This is a genomic window from Streptomyces sp. 3330 (genome assembly GCF_031456635.1).
In the GTDB taxonomy this organism is placed as follows: Bacteria; Actinomycetota; Actinomycetes; order Streptomycetales; family Streptomycetaceae; genus Streptomyces.
The window spans coordinates 235,479-253,096 of the sequence record NZ_JAVDVA010000003.1 but is presented as its reverse complement, the minus strand read 5'-3'; the positions used below and the strand labels follow the sequence as shown (position 1 = coordinate 253,096).

14 protein-coding genes are annotated in these 17,618 nt (G+C 73.6%); 9 read left to right on the top strand and 5 right to left on the bottom strand.

The window, feature by feature from the left end; genetic code table 11:
* Positions 1–397: 397 nt before the first annotated feature.
* Both J2X68_RS07055 and J2X68_RS07050 read left to right on the top strand, forming a co-directional pair.
* Positions 398–1,384 (top strand): expansin EXLX1 family cellulose-binding protein, encoded by a 987-nt coding sequence (locus tag J2X68_RS07055; RefSeq protein ID WP_310431572.1) that lies wholly within the window; start codon positions 398–400, stop codon positions 1,382–1,384.
* Between the two features lie 17 nt (positions 1,385–1,401).
* The gene (locus J2X68_RS07050) at positions 1,402–2,067 is read left to right on the top strand and encodes a pyridoxal 5'-phosphate synthase (RefSeq protein WP_310431571.1); all 666 of its coding nucleotides are present in this window, start codon (positions 1,402–1,404) and stop codon (positions 2,065–2,067) included.
* 9 nt (positions 2,068–2,076) lie between these two features.
* Here the strand turns inward: J2X68_RS07050 and J2X68_RS07045 are convergent, their stop codons facing one another.
* Entirely contained in the window at positions 2,077–2,697 is a 621-nt protein-coding gene (locus J2X68_RS07045) for a GNAT family N-acetyltransferase (RefSeq protein ID WP_310431570.1), read from the bottom strand.
* Positions 2,698–2,722: 25 nt separating this feature from the next.
* Positions 2,723–3,127, bottom strand: a complete 405-nt coding sequence (locus J2X68_RS07040) for an OB-fold domain-containing protein (protein ID WP_310431758.1) — start codon at positions 3,125–3,127, stop codon at positions 2,723–2,725.
* Between the two features lie 276 nt (positions 3,128–3,403).
* Here J2X68_RS07040 and J2X68_RS07035 point away from each other — a divergent pair, with 276 nt between their 5' ends.
* The 6 genes from J2X68_RS07035 to J2X68_RS07010 all read left to right on the top strand — a co-directional run bounded on the left by J2X68_RS07035 (position 3,404) and on the right by J2X68_RS07010 (position 12,114).
* On the top strand, positions 3,404–5,059 hold the full coding sequence (locus tag J2X68_RS07035; protein WP_310431569.1) for a subtype B tannase: 1,656 nt from the start codon (positions 3,404–3,406) through the stop codon (positions 5,057–5,059).
* Positions 5,060–5,376: 317 nt separating this feature from the next.
* Positions 5,377–6,567, top strand: coding sequence for an NAD(P)/FAD-dependent oxidoreductase (locus J2X68_RS07030; protein WP_310431568.1), 1,191 nt, complete (start codon positions 5,377–5,379; stop codon positions 6,565–6,567).
* Between the two features lie 213 nt (positions 6,568–6,780).
* Positions 6,781–8,256 carry an FAD-dependent oxidoreductase gene (locus J2X68_RS07025; protein WP_310431757.1) on the top strand — a complete coding sequence of 492 codons (1,476 nt, stop codon included), beginning with the start codon at positions 6,781–6,783 and terminating at the stop codon, positions 8,254–8,256.
* Positions 8,257–8,393: 137 nt separating this feature from the next.
* The gene (locus tag J2X68_RS07020; RefSeq protein ID WP_310431567.1) at positions 8,394–10,619 is read left to right on the top strand and encodes an acetate--CoA ligase family protein; all 2,226 of its coding nucleotides are present in this window, start codon (positions 8,394–8,396) and stop codon (positions 10,617–10,619) included.
* A gap of 34 nt (positions 10,620–10,653) precedes the next feature.
* Entirely contained in the window at positions 10,654–11,451 is a 798-nt protein-coding gene (locus tag J2X68_RS07015) for an enoyl-CoA hydratase-related protein (RefSeq protein WP_310431566.1), read from the top strand.
* A 63-nt stretch (positions 11,452–11,514) separates the two neighbouring features.
* The gene (locus J2X68_RS07010; RefSeq protein WP_310431756.1) at positions 11,515–12,114 is read left to right on the top strand and encodes a flavin reductase family protein; all 600 of its coding nucleotides are present in this window, start codon (positions 11,515–11,517) and stop codon (positions 12,112–12,114) included.
* Positions 12,115–12,135: 21 nt separating this feature from the next.
* Here J2X68_RS07010 and J2X68_RS07005 read toward each other — a convergent pair whose 3' ends face one another.
* Together J2X68_RS07005 and J2X68_RS07000 are read right to left on the bottom strand one after the other, a co-directional pair.
* The gene (locus tag J2X68_RS07005; protein WP_310431565.1) at positions 12,136–13,692 is read right to left on the bottom strand and encodes a multicopper oxidase domain-containing protein; all 1,557 of its coding nucleotides are present in this window, start codon (positions 13,690–13,692) and stop codon (positions 12,136–12,138) included.
* Positions 13,693–13,908: 216 nt separating this feature from the next.
* Positions 13,909–15,249 (bottom strand): MFS transporter, encoded by a 1,341-nt coding sequence (locus tag J2X68_RS07000; RefSeq protein WP_310431564.1) that lies wholly within the window; start codon positions 15,247–15,249, stop codon positions 13,909–13,911.
* Between the two features lie 71 nt (positions 15,250–15,320).
* Between J2X68_RS07000 and J2X68_RS06995 the strand changes: the two genes are divergently transcribed.
* Complete coding sequence (locus J2X68_RS06995) at positions 15,321–16,352, top strand: helix-turn-helix domain-containing protein (RefSeq protein ID WP_310431563.1); 1,032 nt, start codon at positions 15,321–15,323, stop codon at positions 16,350–16,352.
* A 215-nt stretch (positions 16,353–16,567) separates the two neighbouring features.
* On the opposite strand, the gene J2X68_RS06990 is transcribed toward J2X68_RS06995, so the two are convergent.
* Positions 16,568–17,617, bottom strand: a complete 1,050-nt coding sequence (locus tag J2X68_RS06990) for a Zn-dependent alcohol dehydrogenase (RefSeq protein ID WP_310431562.1) — start codon at positions 17,615–17,617, stop codon at positions 16,568–16,570.
* Position 17,618 lies beyond the last annotated feature (1 nt).

Sequence of the window (17,618 nt, the reverse complement as noted above, 5' to 3'; positions counted from 1 at the left end):
CGGGCCTGTCCCCGGCCGGGACCGGGCCTGTCCCCGGCCGGGACCGGGCCTGCGCCGGGAGCCGGACGGTGGTCCCGGGCCGGGACCGGGCTGTTCCCCGACGGGACACCTGTCCCGGACGGGCCTGCGCCTGTGCCTGCGCCGGGAGGGACCGCGCCCCCGCCGCACCGCCGACCACCCGCGCGAAGGCCCTCGCGAAAGGCCCGCACGAAGGGCCCGCACGAAAAGGTCCGCACGAAAGGCCCGCACGAAGGGCCCGCGCGAAGGGCCGAGGCCCGGCCCGGCAACCCCCGGCACGGAACTCCGCCGGGCGCGGCAACCTTTGCGGGACCGGTGGCGACTGACGGGACGAAGACTTTCCAGGACGTGCTCCACCGAACCGCGTAAGGATTCACCCGTGGCATCCTCCTCGCACCGCAGGCCCCGCCCCGAGAGACGCGCCCGCCGCGTTCCCGTCGTCACGGTGGTCGCCGTGGCGGCCGTCGCGCTCGTCGTGTCCCTGGTCGTGGCCTTCCGTCCGGACGGCGGGGCCGGGACCGGGGCCGACGGCGGGGCCCGCGCGGTCGAGCCCGCCGCCGGGGCCGCGGTGAGCGCTTCACCGACGGCCACCGGGACGAGCGGGTCACCGTCACCGTCGCCGTCGCCGTCCACGGCGTCCCCGAGCCCGACGGCCGGCCGGACCGCCGGACCCACCGCCACCGCGACCGGCGCGACCGGCGGGCGCTCGGCCGCGCCCGCCGCGCGGACCGCGTCCGGCGCCGCGCCCGCGGCGGGGCGGATCGCGCCCGGGACCGCCTACCGGGGCGTCGCCACCTCCTACGACGTCGGGAACGGCGACGGCGCCTGCTCCTACGGCCCGACCTCGGACGTCATGACGGCGGCGATGAACACCGCCGACTACGAGACGTCCAAGGCGTGCGGCGCGTACGTCCTCGTCCGGGCCGGGAACGGAGCGTCGATCACGGTCCGGATCACCAACGAGTGCCCGGCGCCCTGCGAGGCAGGACAACTCGACCTCAGCAGGCAGGCCTTCGCCGAGCTGGCGCCCCTCTCGACGGGCCGGATCCCGATCACGTGGAGCCTGCTGAGCCCCAGCACGTCCGACTCGATCTCGATCCGCTACAAGACCGGTTCGACCCGGTACTGGTGCGGCATCCAGGCGATCGGCCACCGCAACCCGCTGGCCCGGCTCGAGGTCCGCACGAGCGCCGGCTGGACCCGTCTGGCGCGCACCGACTACAACTACTTCCTCTCCGAGCAGGGCGCCGGCTGCGGCGGCGCGCTCCGGCTCACCGACATCTACGGGGAGCGGCTGACGATCGAGGGGATCGCCGTCCGGGCGGACGTGGTGCAGTCGACGCGGGTCCAGTTCGCGCGGCACTGACCGCTTACCCTCGCGGTATGGCCAAGGATCTTCACGAACTGCTGAGGTCGCTGCGGGTGTGGGACCCGGAGGTGACCGCGCTGCCGCCGTTCGCCCCGGAGGAAGCCCCCGCCGAGCCGCTGCCGCTCTTCACGGACTGGTTCGCCGAGGCGGTGGCTGCGGGCGAGCGGGAGCCGCACACGATGACCCTCGCCACCGTCGGCGAGGACGGCCTGCCGGACGCCCGGATCGTGATGCTGCACGGCGTCGACGCGGACGGCTGGGCCTTCGCGACACACATCACCAGCCGCAAGGGCCGCCAGCTCGCCGCCCGTCCGCACGCGGCCCTCACCTTCTACTGGCCGGTGCTGGGCCGTCAGATCCGGGTGCGCGGCCCGGTCGTCTCCGCTCCCTCCGAGGAGGCCCAGGCCGACCTGCACGCCCGCTCGACCGGCGCCCTGGCCGCCGCGCTGACCGGACGGCAGAGCGAGGTCCTGGCCTCGGCGGAGGAGCTGGCGCGCGCGTCGCAGGCGGCCTGGGAGCACGCCCGCGCGAACCCGACGGCCAGGTCCGAGACCTGGACCCTGTACCGGCTGCGCCCGGACGAGGTCGAGTTCTTCCAGGGGGACGACGCCCGCCGTCACGCCCGGCTGCGGTACCGCCGGTCGGGACAGTCCTGGGCCAGAGAACAACTGTGGCCGTGACGAGACCCGTCAGGACCGGTCCGGGGCGGGGGGCCACTCCGGCTCCGGGTCCGTGGCCAGTCGCGCGTGCAGGTGGACGTCCCGGAAGGCGTCCCGGCGCTCCGCCTCCCACATCGCGCCGCGCAGGACCCCCTCGCACGGGAAGCCGCAGCGTTCGGCGATCCGGCAGGAGGCGTCGTGGCCGAGGGCGTGGCCCAGCTCCAGCCGGTGCAGACCGACCTCGGTGAACGCCCACCGGGCCGCGAGCAGCAGGGAGCGGGTGGCGACGTGCCGGCCCCGCGCCTCCGGAAGGATCCAGTAGCCGACCCGGGCGAAGCTCAGTACGCGGTCGATCATGTTGACGCCGACCTGCCCGAGGACCGTGCCGTCGGCCGCGTCCGTGACACAGAAGGCCATGGCCCGTCCGGCGGCCGCGTCCGCCCTTCTGGCCTCCAGGGACGCGCGGGCCTCGGCGACGTCGGTGACCTTGCGCAGCGGGGTGTTCCAGCGCACGAACTCCGGGTCGGCGTACCCGCGCAGCCAGGCGTTCACATCGGTGGCGGACTCCGGGTCCCAGGACCGCAGGATCAGGCCGTGGCCGTGGGGACCGGAGGCGAGGAAGGCGGGGTACGGCTCGCGTATGTCGGTCATCCGGCCATTGAACACCGCCGGTCTTTCAGGGCGCGGGCCGGAACACCGGCACCCCCTCCCGGAACGCGACCACCAGCTCCAGCCCCGCCCGCAGCCCCGACGGCGACCCGCCCCCGGCCTCCCCCACGACCTCCGTGGACATCCGCGGCCCCTCCGCCAGATCCACCACCGCCGCGACGTACGGCGTCCGCCCCCCGAAGGGCGGCAGGTCGTTGCGGTGGACGACGGACCAGGTGTAGAGGCCGGCCAGACCGCTCGCCTCCTCCCAGGTCACGTCCTCGCTCCAGCAGTACGGGCAGAACTCCCGGGGGTAGTGGTGGGCCCGCGCGCAGGCCCCGCAGCGCCGGATCAGCAGCTGGCCCTCGGCGGCGGCGTCCCAGTACACGCGCGTGAAGGCGTCGGCCTCGGGGACGTCGAAACGGTTGCCCATCTCCATGGATCTGACGGTACGTCAGGCATCAGGATCAGGGAAGGCCGCGCCGCGCCGGTCCGGGAAGCCGCGCCGGTCCGGGAAGCCGCGCCACGCCGATCCCGGGGGACGCTCCGCGTCGGCCTCATGAGAGATCCCTGTGCTCCCGCCATGAAACTGTGCGTCGGCCGTGAATGCCCGCAAGATTGTTGACGATTTTGTCGGATGCAAATTACGTTCGCCATCGCAAGCCCGGAGAGCACACCGTCACCACCCGGTTCATGGAGAGGCAGCATCGTGAAGCACAGGGCAGTCAAGCGCAGGTCGGTCGTCCTGGGGCTCGGCGCGACCGCGGGCGTCGCGGCAGTGGGCGGCATCGCCCTGAGCGCGCAGGCCTCCGGCGGCACGTCGGCGTCCCCCTCCTCGGCCGCCGGCCCGCTCGCCTTCGACCCGGACGCATACACGAAGCTCACGACGACCGTCACGGACACCGCGGGCGACGAGCACTCCGTGACATACCACTTCTGGAAGGCGATCACCTACGTCGCCAAGCCGGTGGACGCCACCTATCAGTCGCTGAACGTCAGCGTCCCGGTCGAGATCGACGGTACGGCGGTCGACGCGAGCGACGCGCCGATCCTGTTCGCGAACTCCGTCGGCGGCTACATGCCGTCCTCCGTGGCGGACGCCACCGGGATCGGCGCGGGCGGCATGGGCGGCGGCGCGCCCGCCGGAGCACCCTCGGCCGGTGCCAGCGCCAGTGCCAGTGCCAGTGCCGGTGCTTCGGCCCCCGGCGCCAACGGCAACACCAACGCCACCGGCGGGGCCCTGTCCTCCAACCAGCTGCTGGCCCTGGCCGCGGGCTACGTCGTCGTCGAGCCCGGGGCCCGCGGCCGTACGCTCAAGAACTCCGCCGGCGAGTACTACGGCGTGGCCCCCGCCGCGATCGTCGACCTCAAGGCCGCCGTGCGGTACGTGCGGGCCAACAAGGGCGTCATCCCCGGCGACACCGACCGGATCGTGTCCGCCGGCACCAGCGCGGGCGGCGCGCTGTCCTCGCTGCTCGGCGCGTCCGGCGACAGCCCGCTCTACGACGCGTACCTCGCGGAGCTCGGCGCGGCCGACGCCTCCGACGCGATCTTCGCGACCGGCGCCTGGTGCCCGATCACCGACCTGGAGCACGCCGACGGCTCCTACGAGTGGAACTGGGGCGCCAACGCGCTCAGCACCGGCAAGCAGGTGGACCAGACGGTGTCGAAGGCGCTCCGGTCGCAGTTCGCCGAGTACCAGGCCGGGCTGAAGCTCAAGGGCCTGAACGGCTTCGGCACGCTGAACGCCCGCAACTACGACGCCTACCTGGTCGAGCAGTACCTGGAGCCGTCGGCCACCGCCTACCTCGCGGCCCTGTCCGACACCGCCCGTGAGACGTACCTGGCCGCCCACACCTTCATCACCTGGAAGGACGGCAGGGCCACCTTCACCTGGGCGGACTTCCTCACCCACGTCGGCGCCCGCAAGAAGAACGCCCCGGCCTTCGATGCCTTCGACCTGTCGGCGGGCGAGAACAACGAGTTCGGCAAGGGCACGGTCGTCTCCCGGCACTTCACGGCGTACGGCCTGAAGAACGACACCACCGGGCTCACCGCCAAGCGCCTCGACAGCGACATCCCCGAGGCGCTGCGGCTGATGAACCCGATGCACTTCCTGGCCGACCAGCCCAACGAGAGCCGCAGCAGGCACTGGTGGATCCGTCTCGGCACCAAGGACTCCGACACCTCGCTGACGGTCTCCGCCAACCTCGCGGCCGCCGCGCACGGCCTCGGCGACGACGTGAACCACCTCTACTACTGGGACGAGGGCCACGGGGCCAACACCGACCCGGGCGACTTCATCACGTGGATCGCGAAGGTGACGGGCCACAAGGCGAAGGCCGGGGCCAAGACCGGGAAGTAGCGGTTCCGCATGCCGCCCGGCCCCTCCGGGAGGCATCTGGACGCGGCGGCGTCCGTTTCCCGTCATGGTCACCGACGCCGTCCGCGACGCCTGGCCCGAGCGCACCTGGGCCAGGCGTCGCACCTTTCCCACGCGTCTCCCCGCCACCGCTCCCCCGCCGATCTCCCACCGTTCTCCCGCTGATCCGTCCCGGCGCGCACAACCGAGTGGCGTACGTCACCGGTCCTACCCGCACTTCCCCCACGCGTGATCGATCCGCAACCAATTCCGGTCTTGACCGAGACCCATCAACCGTTCGCGTGATTACGCTCGCGCTCATGGAAGACTCCGCACCTCGCCCGACCCCCCAGGCGGTCACCACCGCGAACCCGGCCGACCGCCCCGTCTACGTCATCGGCGGCGGCCCGGGCGGCCTCGCCACCGCGTACGCGCTGCGTGCCCGGGGCATACGGGCCGTCGTGGTGGAGAAGGCCGACGGGGTGGGCGCGTCCTGGCGGCGCCATTACGACCGGCTGCATCTGCACACCACCCGGCGTCTTTCGGCCCTTCCGGGGCTCGCGATGCCCCGCCGGTTCGGGCGCTGGGTGGCACGCGACGACATGGTGCGCTACCTCGAGAAGTACGCCGAGGTCCACGAACTGGAGACGGTCACCGGCGTCGAGGTCTCCCGCGTCGAGCGCACCCCGGACGGCGCCGGCTGGCTGCTGCACGCCACCGGCGGACGCGAGCTCGTCGGCTCCGCGGTGGTCGTCGCCACCGGCTACAACCACACCCCGCACCTGCCGGACTGGCCCGGCCGCGAGGCGTTCCCGGGCGAGCTGACGCACGCCGCCGGGTACCGCAGCGGCAAGGAGTACGCCGGCCGGGACGTCCTGGTCGTCGGCGTCGGCAACACCGGCGCCGAGATCGCCGTCGACCTGGTGGAGAGCGGTGCGGCCCGGGTGCGGCTGTCCGTGCGCACCGCCCCGCACATCGTGCGGCGTTCGACGGCCGGCTGGGCCGCGCAGTACACGGCCGTGCTCGTACGGCGGCTGCCGGTCCGACTCGTGGACCGGCTCGCGCGGCCGATGGCGAGGCTCAGCGTGCCGGACCTGTCGGCGCACGGTCTGCCCCGCCCCGCCAGCGGCCTCTACTCCCGCGTCAAGGAGGGCGCCATCCCCGTGCAGGACGTCGGCCTGATCGACGCCGTGCGCAAGGGCCGGGTGGAGATCACGGCCGCCGTGACCGGCTTCGCGGAGGACGGCGCGGTCATCCTCGCCGACGGCTCCCGGATCACGCCGGACGCGATCGTCGCCGCCACCGGGTACCGCCGCGCCCTGGAGGGCCTGGTCGGCCACCTCGGCGTGCTCGACGACCGGGGCAGACCCGTCGGCCACGGCGCCCGCGCCCCGAAGGACACCCCCGGCCTGTACTTCACCGGCTTCACCACCCCCATCAGCGGCACGCTCCGCGAGCTCGCGATCGACGCGGAGAAGATCGCGAAGGCCGTGCGCCGCCACCTCGGGTAGCCCGCCCGGGCGGGCGGCGGCCGCCGCCTCCCGCCACCAACTCCCCGCATGTCGCTGTCCGTTACACCTGTGCCGGATGTGACGAGAACGTTGTCCCGTGCCCTCCCACGGAGCCAGAATGTGAGCCCTGTTCATCTTTCTGGCTCCACCCCGCTCACTCCCGAAGCTCGACGGAGGACGCACGTGGCACGTGAAAGACAGCACTCCCCCGGCATGTCCCGCCGTTCCCTGCTCGGCCGCTCCGCCGCCGTGGCCGCCGGCGCCACGGCCCTGACCGCGACCGCCGCCGGCCCGGCCGCCGCGGCCGCCGTCCGGGACGTGGACGTCGCGATCGTCGGCGCCGGACTCGCCGGCCTGACCGCGGCCCGCGACCTGGTGGCCGCCGGCCGGACGGTCGCCGTCCTGGAGGCCCGCGACCGGGTGGGCGGCCGGGTCGTCAACCTGCCCCTGCCCGACGGGGGCGTCACCGAGGGCGGCGGCGAGTTCATCGGTCCCACCCAGGACCGCATCAAGGCGCTCGCCGACTCGCTGGGCGTGGCCACCTTCGCCACCTACAACACCGGCAAGAACCTCCTCTACAAGGACGGCAAGAAGACCCCGTACGCCACCGACGGCCTCCTCGGCTCGGTCCCGCCCGTCGATGCCGCCGGCCTCGCCAACGCCGCGATCGTGCAGGCCTCGCTGGACGACATGGCCAAGCAGGTGCCGGTCGACGCGCCCTGGACCGCCGCCAAGGCCGCCGAGTGGGACAAGCAGACCTTCGAGAGCTGGCTGAACGCCCACGCGGTGGTCCCGTCGGCGAAGTTCCTCCTCGACGTGGCCTGCACCTCGGTCTTCTCGGCCGAGCCCCGCGAACTCTCGCTCCTCTTCGTCCTGTTCTACATCGCGGCCGCCGGCAACGCCTCGACCCCCGGCACCCTGGAGCGCCTCACCGAGACCGCGAACGGCGCCCAGGAACTGCGCTTCGTGGGCGGCTCCCAGCTGGTGCCGATCAAGCTCGCCGCCACCCTGGGCGACCGGGTGGTGCCGAACGCCCCGGTGCGCAGCATCGCCCGGTCCGGCGGCACGTACGTCGTCACCGCCGACGGCATCACCGTCACCGCCCGGCGGGTCGTCGTCGCCGTGCCCCCGCCGCTGGCCGCCCGCATCCGGTACGACCCGCTGCTGCCCGCCGCCCGCGACCAGCTCACCCAGCGCCTGCCGATGGCCTCGGTCGGCAAGGCGATCGCGGTCTACGACACCCCCTTCTGGCGGGCCGACGGCCTCAACGGCCAGGTCGTCAGCGACACCGGAGTGATCAGCTCCACCTTCGACAACTCCCCGCCCGACGCCTCGTACGGCGCGCTGATGGGCTTCATCGAGGCCGACGAGGCCCGGAAGCTGGACGCGGCGAGCGAGGTGGAGGTCAGGGCGGCCGTGCTGAAGGACTACGTCACGTACTTCGGCGAGAAAGCCGCCTCCCCCACCTCCTTCGTCCTGCAACGCTGGAACAACGAGGCCTACACCCGCGGCGGCCCCGTCTCGATCGCCGCCCCGGGTGTCCTGACGCAGTACGGCCCGGCCCTGCGCGAGCCGGTCGGCGGGATCCACTGGGCCGGGACGGAGACCTCCGTCCACTGGATGGGCTTCATGGACGGCGCCGTGCGGTCGGGCGAGCGGGTGGCGAAGGAGGTGCTGGCGGCGCTGTAGCCGCCGCCCGCGTCCGCGCCCCGCCCGCTCCTTTCTGTGTGCACGACCATTCCTGACGCTCCGTCAGGTATGTAACCTGACAGAGCGTCAGTTACTTGACGGTCACCCATGGCAGTCACACAGGAGCGGGCGGACCGATGCTTGGATCAACCCACGGCACCCTCACCACCGACTCCCGCCGGGCCCGGGTCATCGCGTGCGGCGAGCATCCCGGGCCCGCCGTCCACGGCCGGCCGGCCGAGGCGGACGACCTCGACGTCGGCGGCCGTCCGCTCTACCGGGCCGTCCCCGACCTGGACCGCTTCTTCCGGCCGGAGTCGGTCGCGGTCATCGGCGCCTCGGACACCGAAGGACGCCCGAACACCGGTGTCACCCGGCAACTGGTGGGCTGGGCCGAGCGGGTGGGGGCGCGGCTGCATCCCGTGCACCCCACCCGCGCGAGCGTCTTCGGCCTGCCCTGCTCGCCGTCCGTGGCCGACCTGCCCGAACAGGTCGACCTGGCCGTCCTGCTGGTCGCCGACCCGCTGCCCGTCATCGAGCAGCTCGCCGAGACGAAGGTGCGCTTCGCCGTGGTCTTCGCCTCGGGTTTCGCGGAGACGGGCGAGGAGGGCGCGGCCGCGCAGGCCCGTCTCGCGGAGGCGGTGACCCGCTCGGGCATCCGCCTGCTCGGCCCCAACACCAACCTCAACGCCTTCGAGCGGTTCCGCGACGACCTCGACGGCCCGTCGATCGCGCTGATCACCCAGTCCGGCCACCAGGGCCGCCCGGTCTTCGCCCTGCAGGAACTCGGCGTCCGCCTCTCCCACTGGGCGCCGACCGGCAACGAGGCCGACCTGGAGACGGCCGACTTCCTCTCCTACTTCGCCGAGCGGCCCGAGGTCGGCGCGATCGCCTGCTACGTGGAGGGGCTGAAGGACGGCCGGTCCTTCCTGCTCGCCGCCGACCGGGCCGCCCGGCGCGGGGTGCCGGTCGTCGCGGTCAAGGTCGGCCGCACCGAGACCGGCGCCCGCACCGCCGCCTCCCACACCGGCAAGCTGACCGGCGCGGACGAGGTCGTCGACGCGGCGATGCGCCAGTACGGCGTGATCCGGGTGGACGGCCTCGACGAACTCCAGGACACCGCGACCCTGCTGGCCCGCGCCCGGCCGCCGCTGGCCGACGGGGTCGTCGTGTACTCGATCTCGGGCGGCACCGGCGCCCACGCGGCCGACCTGGCGACGGCGGCGGGCCTCACCCTGCCGACCCTGTCGGCGGCCAAGCAGGCCGAGCTGCACGAGTGGATCCCCGCGTATCTGAACGTGGCCAACCCGATCGACAACGGCGGCCACCCGGTGGGCGACGAACGCGGCCGGAAGATCATCGACGCGATCCTCGACGACCCGGCCGTCGGCGTCCTGATCTGTCCGATCACGGGCCCGTTCCCCCCGCTGAGCGACCGCCTGGTCCAGGACCTGGTGGACGCGGCGGAACGGACGGACAAGCTGGTGTGCGTGGTCTGGGGCTCGCCGGTGGGCACCGAACCGGCCTACCGCGACGTCCTGCTGGGCTCCTCCCGGGTGGCGACCTTCCGCACTCTCGCCAACTGCGTCTCGGCCGTCCGCGCCCACCTCGCGCACCACCGTTTCGTGAGCGGCTACCGCTCCCCCTTCGACGAGGCCCCGCGCGCCCAGTCCCCGTCCTTCCGCAAGGCGCAGCTGCTGATGCGACCTGGACAGCAGCTGAGCGAGCACGCGGCGAAGCAACTGCTGCGGGCGTACGGCATCCGGGTCCCGCGCGAGCAGCTGGTGACCAGCGCCGCGGCTTCGGTGCGGGCGGCGGGGCTGGTCGGCTACCCGGTGGTGATGAAGGCGTCCGGCGCGCAGATCGCCCACAAGACCGAGCTGGGCCTGGTGAAGGTCGGCCTGACCTCGGCCAGCCAGGTCAGGGACGCCTACCGCGAGCTCACCGACATCGCGCGCTACGAGGGGGTCGCGCTGGACGGCGTCCTGGTGTGCCAGATGGTCGAGCGGGGCGTGGAGATGGTGGTCGGGGTGACCCACGACGACCTGTTCGGCCCGACGGTGACGGTGGGTCTCGGCGGGGTCCTGGTGGAGGTCCTGCACGACGCCGCCGTGCGCGTACCGCCGTTCGGCGAGGACCAGGCCCGCGACATGCTGGCCGAACTGCGCGGGAGAGCCCTGCTGGACGGTGTGCGGGGCCGCCCCCCGGCCGATCTGGACGCCCTCGTCGAGGTGATCCTGCGCGTGCAGCGGATGGCCCTGGAGCTGGGCGACGACCTCGCCGAGCTCGACATCAACCCGCTGGTGGTCCTGCCCTGGGGACAGGGCGCGGTGGCGCTGGACGCACTGGCGGTGTGCCGGTGAGGACCACCTCGCGGACGAGCGCCGGGAGCCGGTCGTGAGCGGGCCCGAGCCGGCGGTGCGCCACCGGACCGAAGGCGGGGTCACTCACCTCGTCCTGGAGCGCCCCGAGACCCTGAACGCCCTGACCCCCGGCATGCGGGACCACCTGATCGGCCTTCTCGCGCAGGCCTCGGCCGACCCGGACGTCCGGGCGGTGGTCCTCACCGGCACCGGCCGCGGCTTCTGCGCGGGAGCGGATCTGCGGGGCGGCTCCGCGGGCGGCACCCGGGTGGCCGGCGATGTGAGCCGCACCCTCCGGCTCGGCGCCCAGCGCCTGGTCGCCGCCGTGCTCGACTGCGAGAAGCCGGTGGTCGCCGCGGTGAACGGCACGGCGGCCGGGCTGGGCGCGCACCTCGCCTTCGCCTGCGACCTGGTGCTGGCCGCGGAATCGGCGCGGTTCATCGAGGTGTTCGTCCGCCGGGGACTGGTCCCGGACGGCGGCGGCGCCTATCTCCTGCCCCGTCTGATCGGGCCCCGGCGGGCGAAGGAGCTGATGTTCTTCGGCGACGCGCTCTCCGCGCCGGACGCCGAACGGCTCGGCCTGGTCAACCGGGTGGTCCCGGACGGCGAACTGGACAGGACGGCCCGTGAGTGGGCGACACGCCTGGCGGCCGGCCCCACCCGCGCCCTGTCGCTCACCAAGCACCTGGTCAACGCCTCACTGGACGGCGACCGGGCCGCCGCCTTCGCCGCCGAGGCCGCCGCGCAGGAGATCAACATGACGACTGCGGACGCGCAGGAGGGCGTGGCGAGCTTCGTGGAGCGCCGCGAGCCGACATTCCGGGGCCGGTGACGCGGTCCCGTCGGTTCCCGGCCCTTCCTATCTGACATGCCGTCAGTTTCAATGGAACACATGATGGGACATGCGGGAATGGCGGCCGCGGCCGTCCGCTACCTCAGGGCGGACCACCCGGTCGAGGCGCTGCCACGCCCGGAGCTGCGCTGTGTCCGCGAGGACGAACGGGCGCCGGTGGACCCGGGCGAGTTCCGGCGGGTCCTGGGGAGCTTCGCGTCGGGCGTGACGGTCGTGACGGCCCCGGCCGTCGAGGGCGAGGACGGGGGCGCGGGCCCCGCCGGATTCGCCTGCCAGTCCTTCTCCTCCCTCTCCCTCGATCCGCCCCTGGTCGCCTTCATGGTCGGCCGCACCTCCACGACCTGGCCGCGCATCGCCCGCGCGGGCGTCTTCTGCGTCAATGTGCTGAGCGCCGGCCAGGCCGGTCTGTGCCGCGCCTTCGCGGCGAGCGGCACCGACAAGTTCGCCGGCGTGGCGCACGATCCGGCCCCGGTGTCGGGGTCGCCCCGCCTCACCGGCGCCCTCGCGTGGATCGACTGCGCGGTCCACGCCGTCCACACGGGCGGCGACCACCTCGTCGTCGTGGGCCGGGTGAACGCCCTGGGGACGGGCGAGGGGGCGGACGAACCGCCCCTGCTGTTCCACCGGGGCCGCTTCCTCTGAGCGTCGGCCGTGCCGCCCGGCTCAGCGCACGTACTCGACGACCTGCATCATGCCTTCGTCGCCGTGCTGGAGCTGGTGGCAGTGCAGCATGGAGCGCCCGGTGAAGTCCTCGGCGCGCAGCCGGAAGGTGACCGAGCCGTTCGGCGGGACGCCGATGGTGTCGTGCCAGACCGGAACGGCCAGGCGGCGGTTGTCGACGGCCGTCAGGAGGAAGTGGTTGGTGTGCAGGTGGAAGGGGTGGTGGCTGTGGGCGTGGGAGTCGTTGACGACCGTCCACTCCTCGACCTCGTCCAGCCGGACGCGCTGGTTGACGAAGTCGGGCGCGAGGCGGCCCCAGGCGAGGTCGCGGCGGCCGGCCTGCGGGTCGGCGGGCGGGGTCTCGCCGTCGCCCAGGATGCGGTAGGCGTTCGGGAAGGCGCCCGGGAAGACGTTCTCGTAGCTGCGGAAGGTCAGGGTCCGGGTGCGGGTGGGCTCGGGCAGCTCGGGGGGCCTGCCGGGCAGGCTGGTCGGCAGCTCCATCCGGCGGGGTTCGCCGGTGACGACGAGCGTCAGCAGGGTCTGTGAGGGGCCTCCGCCGGACAGCTTGTAGGTACCGGGCTCGCCCCCGCGGACGAGCAGGTCGGCCCGCCCGCCCATCGGCAGCGTCAGTCCGGTGGTGGTGACGGGCTCCATGAGGGTGATGCCGTCCAGGGCGATCTGGTGCAGCTCGTGGTCGCGCAGGCTCAGGAAGTGGGCGGTGATCGCCCCGGCGTTGACGACCCGCCAGCGCTGGACCTCCCCCGGGGCGATGGTCAGCACGGGGTTCTTCACGCCGTTGACCAGGAAGGTCGAGGTGATGCCCTCGTAGGCGCCGTGCGAGGTCAGGTCCGGCACCCGTCCGCCGGACAGCTTGAGCTCGTTGATGCAGACGACGACGTCCTTGGCGGCGGCGATCTCGGGCACCTCGTCGACGTCGCCCTCGACGACGAGCACGCCCCCCATGCCGCCCAGCAGCTGGGTCGCCGTGGACCCGTGGTGGTGGGGGTGGTACCAGAAGGTGCCGGCCGGATGATCCGCCGGGACGTCGACGCTGCTGCGGTAGACGGCGGGGGTCCCCGGCGTGCCGGACGGCTCGAACGTGCGGTAGATGTTGTCGGCCTCGCCCGTGGGATCCACGTGCATCCCGTGGGTGTGCAGGTTGAAGGTGTTGAAGTGGTGTGGCACGTTCATGTCGTGCCGCGCCGCCTCGCCGTTCGGCGGCAGCGTGTTGACGTGCGTGATCTCGAGCGAGTCCCCCGGGCGCACCCGCAGCGTCGGCCCCGGGATCGCCCCCTCGTAGGTGCGCGTGGTCACCGTGCCGACCCCGGGCAGCACCTGCTCGGTGAACCCGACGGTCAGGCTGGTCTCCAGCCGCCCCGTGCGCGGCGGGGTCCTGCGGGTCTCCGGCTGCGGGAACGAGGGGTCGGCCGCCGGCTGCGGGAGGGAGGGGTCGGCCTCCTGGCGCGCCACGGCTCGGGTACCCGCCGCCATGCCGGTCACGACCGCCGCGGCGGCGACCGGCAGGCACTTCAGCACGCCACGACGGGCCGGAGAAGTCACGTATCGCCTCCATGGGCGGAGAGAGCAGCTGAGAGCGGCGGGCAGCGGGGACGGGCAGAGCGACGACACGGAAGCCGCACCACGCAGCCATCCGTGTCGGAATGTGCCCATATGGTACGTAAAGGAGCCCGAAAACGACCTCCGCCTCACCGCCCGGCCCGGCGCCGGCTCGACGGAGGCCGGCTCGGGCCGTCGCCGGTCCGGGCGGTCACCGGATCAGACGGCCGCCGGTGCGACGACCGGGGCGGGGACCGCCGTCCGCCGCCGGATCACCAGCGCCATCAGCGCCGCCGCGGCGCACAGCGCCCCCGACGCGTACCAGACCAGGTCGTACGAGCCGAACGCGTCCCGCGCCATGCCGCCCAGGAAGGCCACCAGGGCCGCGCCGACCTGGTGGGAGGCCAGCACCCAGCCGAAGACGATGGCGCTGTCCTCTCCGTACTGCTCCCGGCACAGGGCCAGGGTGGGCGGCACGGTGGCGACCCAGTCGAGGCCGTAGAAGACGATGAAGAAGATCATCGGAGGGTGCACGGAAGGGGCCAGCAGCATCGGCAGGAACAGCAGCGAGACGCCGCGCAGCGCGTAGTACACCGCCAGCAGCCGACGCGGCTCGAAGCGGTCGGTGAACCAGCCGGAGGCGATCGTGCCGACCACGTCGAAGACGCCGATGACCGCGAGCAGCGAGGCCGCCGCCGTGATCGGCATGCCGTGGTCGTGGGCGGCGGGCACGAAGTGGGTCTGGACCAGGCCGTTCGTGGACGCGCCGCAGATCGCGAAGGTGCCGGCCAGCAGCCAGAACGGGCCGGTGCGGGCCGCCGAGAAGAGGACCCGCAGGGTGCGGCGGGCGGCGCCCTGCACCGGGGCGGGCTTGGGGACGAACTCCGTCGCGCCGTACGGCTTCTGACCCACGTCCGCCGGGTGGTCCCGCAGCAGCAGCCACACGAACGGGACGACGGTCAGCGCGGCCAGCGCGACCGTCACCGCCGCGGGGCGCCAGTCGTACCGGGTGACCAGCCAGGAAAGGAGCGGCAGGAAGATCAGCTGGCCGGAGGCGGAGGCCGCGGTCAGGATGCCGCTGACCAGACCCCGGCGCTCGGTGAACCAGCGGTTGGTGACCGTCGCGGCGAAGGCCAGCGCCATCGAGCCCGAGCCGAGGCCCACCAGCAGGCCCCAGTAGAGGAGCAGTTGCCAGGCCGCCGTCATCCAGACCGTCAGGAGCGAGCCGACCGAGATCACGGTCAGGGCCACCGCGACCACCCGGCGGATCCCGAAGCGGTCCATCAGCGCCGCCGCGAACGGGGCGGTGAGGCCGTACAGCGCCAGGTTGACCGAGACCGCGGCACCGATCGTGCCGCGCGACCAGCCGAACTCCTGGTGCAGCGGGTCGATCAGCAGACCGGGCAGCGAACGGAAGGCGGCCGCGCCGATGATCGTGACGAAGGTGACGGCGGCGACGAACCACGCGCGATGGACGCGGCCGCGGCGGCGGGCGGGGACACGGTCGGAGCCGGGCTTCCGCTCGCCGGCGGACGCCGGGGTTTCGGTTGTCTGGGTCACGTCACAGAGCTTCCGGCACCGGAAACCGGCGGGCGAGTGGCCCGAGGGACAGCATTCGCTAGGATCGGGCCATGGCCGAACCGTACGCATCCTCCCGCCATCGTGTGGTCGTCCTCGCCCTCGACGGGCTGATGCCCTTCGAGCTGGGCATCCCGCAGCGCATCTTCGGCAAGGCGCGCGACGCGGCGGGCCGCAGCCTGTACGACGTCGTCACCTGCTCCGTGCGGCCGCCGGGTCCCGTCGAGACGGACGCCGACTACGCCGTTCTGGTGGGCAACGGTCCGGAGGCGCTGGCCACCGCGGACACCGTCGTCGTCCCCACCTCCTACGAGCTGGGCCCGGTCTACGAGGCGGGCGTGCTCACCCCCGAACTGGCCGCCGCCCTCGCCCTGGTGCGCCCCGGCACCCGCCTCGTGTCGATCTGCACCGGCGGCTACGTCCTCGCCGCCGCGGGCTTTCTGGACGGCCGCCCGGCGACCACGCACTGGATGCACGCCGAGCACTTCCAGCGGCTCTTCCCGCAGATCCAGGTCGACGCGGACGTGCTGTTCATCGACGACGGCGACGTCCTCACCTCCGCCGGTGTGGCGGCCGGGATCGACCTCTGTCTCCATCTCCTGCGCCGGGACCACGGCGCCGCGGTCGCCAACGAGGTGGCCCGCCGCACGGTCGTGCCGCCGCACCGCGACGGCGGCCAGGCGCAGTACATCGAGCGCCCCGTGCCCGACCCGCAGCAGTCGACGACGACCACCGCCCGCGCGTGGGCGCTGGGCCGCCTCCACGAGCCGATCCAGCTGCGCGACATGGCCGAGCAGGAGGCCATGTCGGTACGGACGTTCACCCGCCGCTTCCGCGAGGAGGTGGGCATCAGCCCCGGCCAGTGGCTCACCCAGCAACGCGTCGAGCGGGCCCGGCATCTGCTCGAGTCCAGCGACCGGTCCGTCGACCGGATCGCCCGGGACGCCGGGTTCGGCACCGCCCAGTCGATGCGGCAGCACCTACAGGCGGCCCTCGGGGTCACGCCGACCGCGTACCGGCGCACCTTCCGCGCCGGGAGCGGCGAGAGCGGCGGCCGCGGCGCCGCCGACGCCGCCCTGCGGTGACCGTGCGGCGGTGCGCGCCTCGCCCCACCAGCCGACCACCGTGAGCAGGACGGTCACCCCGACCCCGGCCAGGACCGCCGTCGAGGGGGCGACCACCTTCAGCAGGGCTCCGGTGGCGACGTCGCGGTAGGTCATGCGAGGACCGTAGGGGGGCGGCGCCCGGGTCGCCCCACGGGTTTTCCGGGCAGCCCGCCGCGGCGGCCCGCGTCCTTGGGTCAGAACGTCAGCACCGCCCGCGCCACCCGCCCCGCCTCCGCGTCCGCGGCCGCCTTCGCGAAATCCTCCACCGGGTAGGTGTCCGTCACCAGTTCGTCGAGGAGCAGACGCCCCGACCGGTAGAGGTCGGCGTACAGCGCGATGTCCCGCTGCGGGCGCGCGGAGCCGTACCGGCAGCCGAGGATCGACTTGTCCAGGTACATCGACGAGACCAGGAAGGACGCCTCCGCGGTGGCCGGCGGGACGCCGAGGAGCACCGCCTGGCCGTGCCGGTCCAGCAGGTCGACCGCCTGCCGGATCAGCTCGACCCGGCCGACGCACTCGAAGACGTGGTCCGCGCCCGTGGGCAGCACGTCCCGCACGGCGTCCGTCGAGGTCAGGAAGTCGGTCGCGCCGAACCGCCGGGCCACGGCCTCCTTCGCCGGGTTGGCGTCCACCGCCACGATCCGCGACGCGCCCGCGACGCGCGCTCCCTGCACCACGTTCAGCCCGATCCCGCCCGTCCCGATGACGACGACGCTCTCCCCGTGTCCGACCCGCGCGCGGTTGAGCACGGCCCCGACGCCGGTCAGCACCCCGCACCCGATCAGCGCGGCGGACGTCAGCGGGATGTCCTTCGGGATCCGGACCGCCTGGACGGCCTTCACCACCGTGCGCTCGGCGAAGGCGGAGTTCGACGCGAACTGGTACACCGCGTCCCCCGCGCGCGTGAACGGCTTGCGCGGGCGCCCGATGGCCTGCCGGCACATCGTCGGCCGACCGCGGTCGCACTGCGCGCACGTGCCGCAGTTGGCGAGCGTGGACAGCGCGACATGGTCCCCGGGTTCGACATGGCCGACCCCCGCGCCGACCGCCTCGACGACGCCCGCGCCCTCGTGGCCGAGGACGACGGGCACCGGAAAGGGAATCGTCCCGTCGACGACCGAGAGGTCGCTGTGGCACAGCCCCGCAGCCGAGATCGCGACGAGCACCTCGCCCGGCCCCGGATTGCGGACGGCCAGATCGTCGACGACCTCGGCCCGCTTCCCGTCGAACACCACGCCTCGCATC

Excerpts from the sequence above, each read along its gene's own strand:
- J2X68_RS07030 (WP_310431568.1), top strand. The coding sequence starts at position 5,377 with ATGGAAGACTCCGCACCTCGCCCGACCCCCCAGGCGGTCACCACCGCG.
- J2X68_RS06995 (WP_310431563.1), top strand. The coding sequence starts at position 15,321 with ATGGCCGAACCGTACGCATCCTCCCGCCATCGTGTGGTCGTCCTCGCC.
- J2X68_RS07020 (WP_310431567.1), top strand. The coding sequence starts at position 8,394 with ATGCTTGGATCAACCCACGGCACCCTCACCACCGACTCCCGCCGGGCC.
- J2X68_RS07050 (WP_310431571.1), top strand. The coding sequence starts at position 1,402 with ATGGCCAAGGATCTTCACGAACTGCTGAGGTCGCTGCGGGTGTGGGAC.
- J2X68_RS07045 (WP_310431570.1), bottom strand. The coding sequence starts at position 2,697 with ATGACCGACATACGCGAGCCGTACCCCGCCTTCCTCGCCTCCGGTCCC.
- J2X68_RS06990 (WP_310431562.1), bottom strand. The coding sequence starts at position 17,617 with ATGCGAGGCGTGGTGTTCGACGGGAAGCGGGCCGAGGTCGTCGACGAT.
- J2X68_RS07010 (WP_310431756.1), top strand. The coding sequence starts at position 11,515 with ATGGGACATGCGGGAATGGCGGCCGCGGCCGTCCGCTACCTCAGGGCG.
- J2X68_RS07025 (WP_310431757.1), top strand. The coding sequence starts at position 6,781 with ATGTCCCGCCGTTCCCTGCTCGGCCGCTCCGCCGCCGTGGCCGCCGGC.
- J2X68_RS07040 (WP_310431758.1), bottom strand. The coding sequence starts at position 3,127 with ATGGGCAACCGTTTCGACGTCCCCGAGGCCGACGCCTTCACGCGCGTG.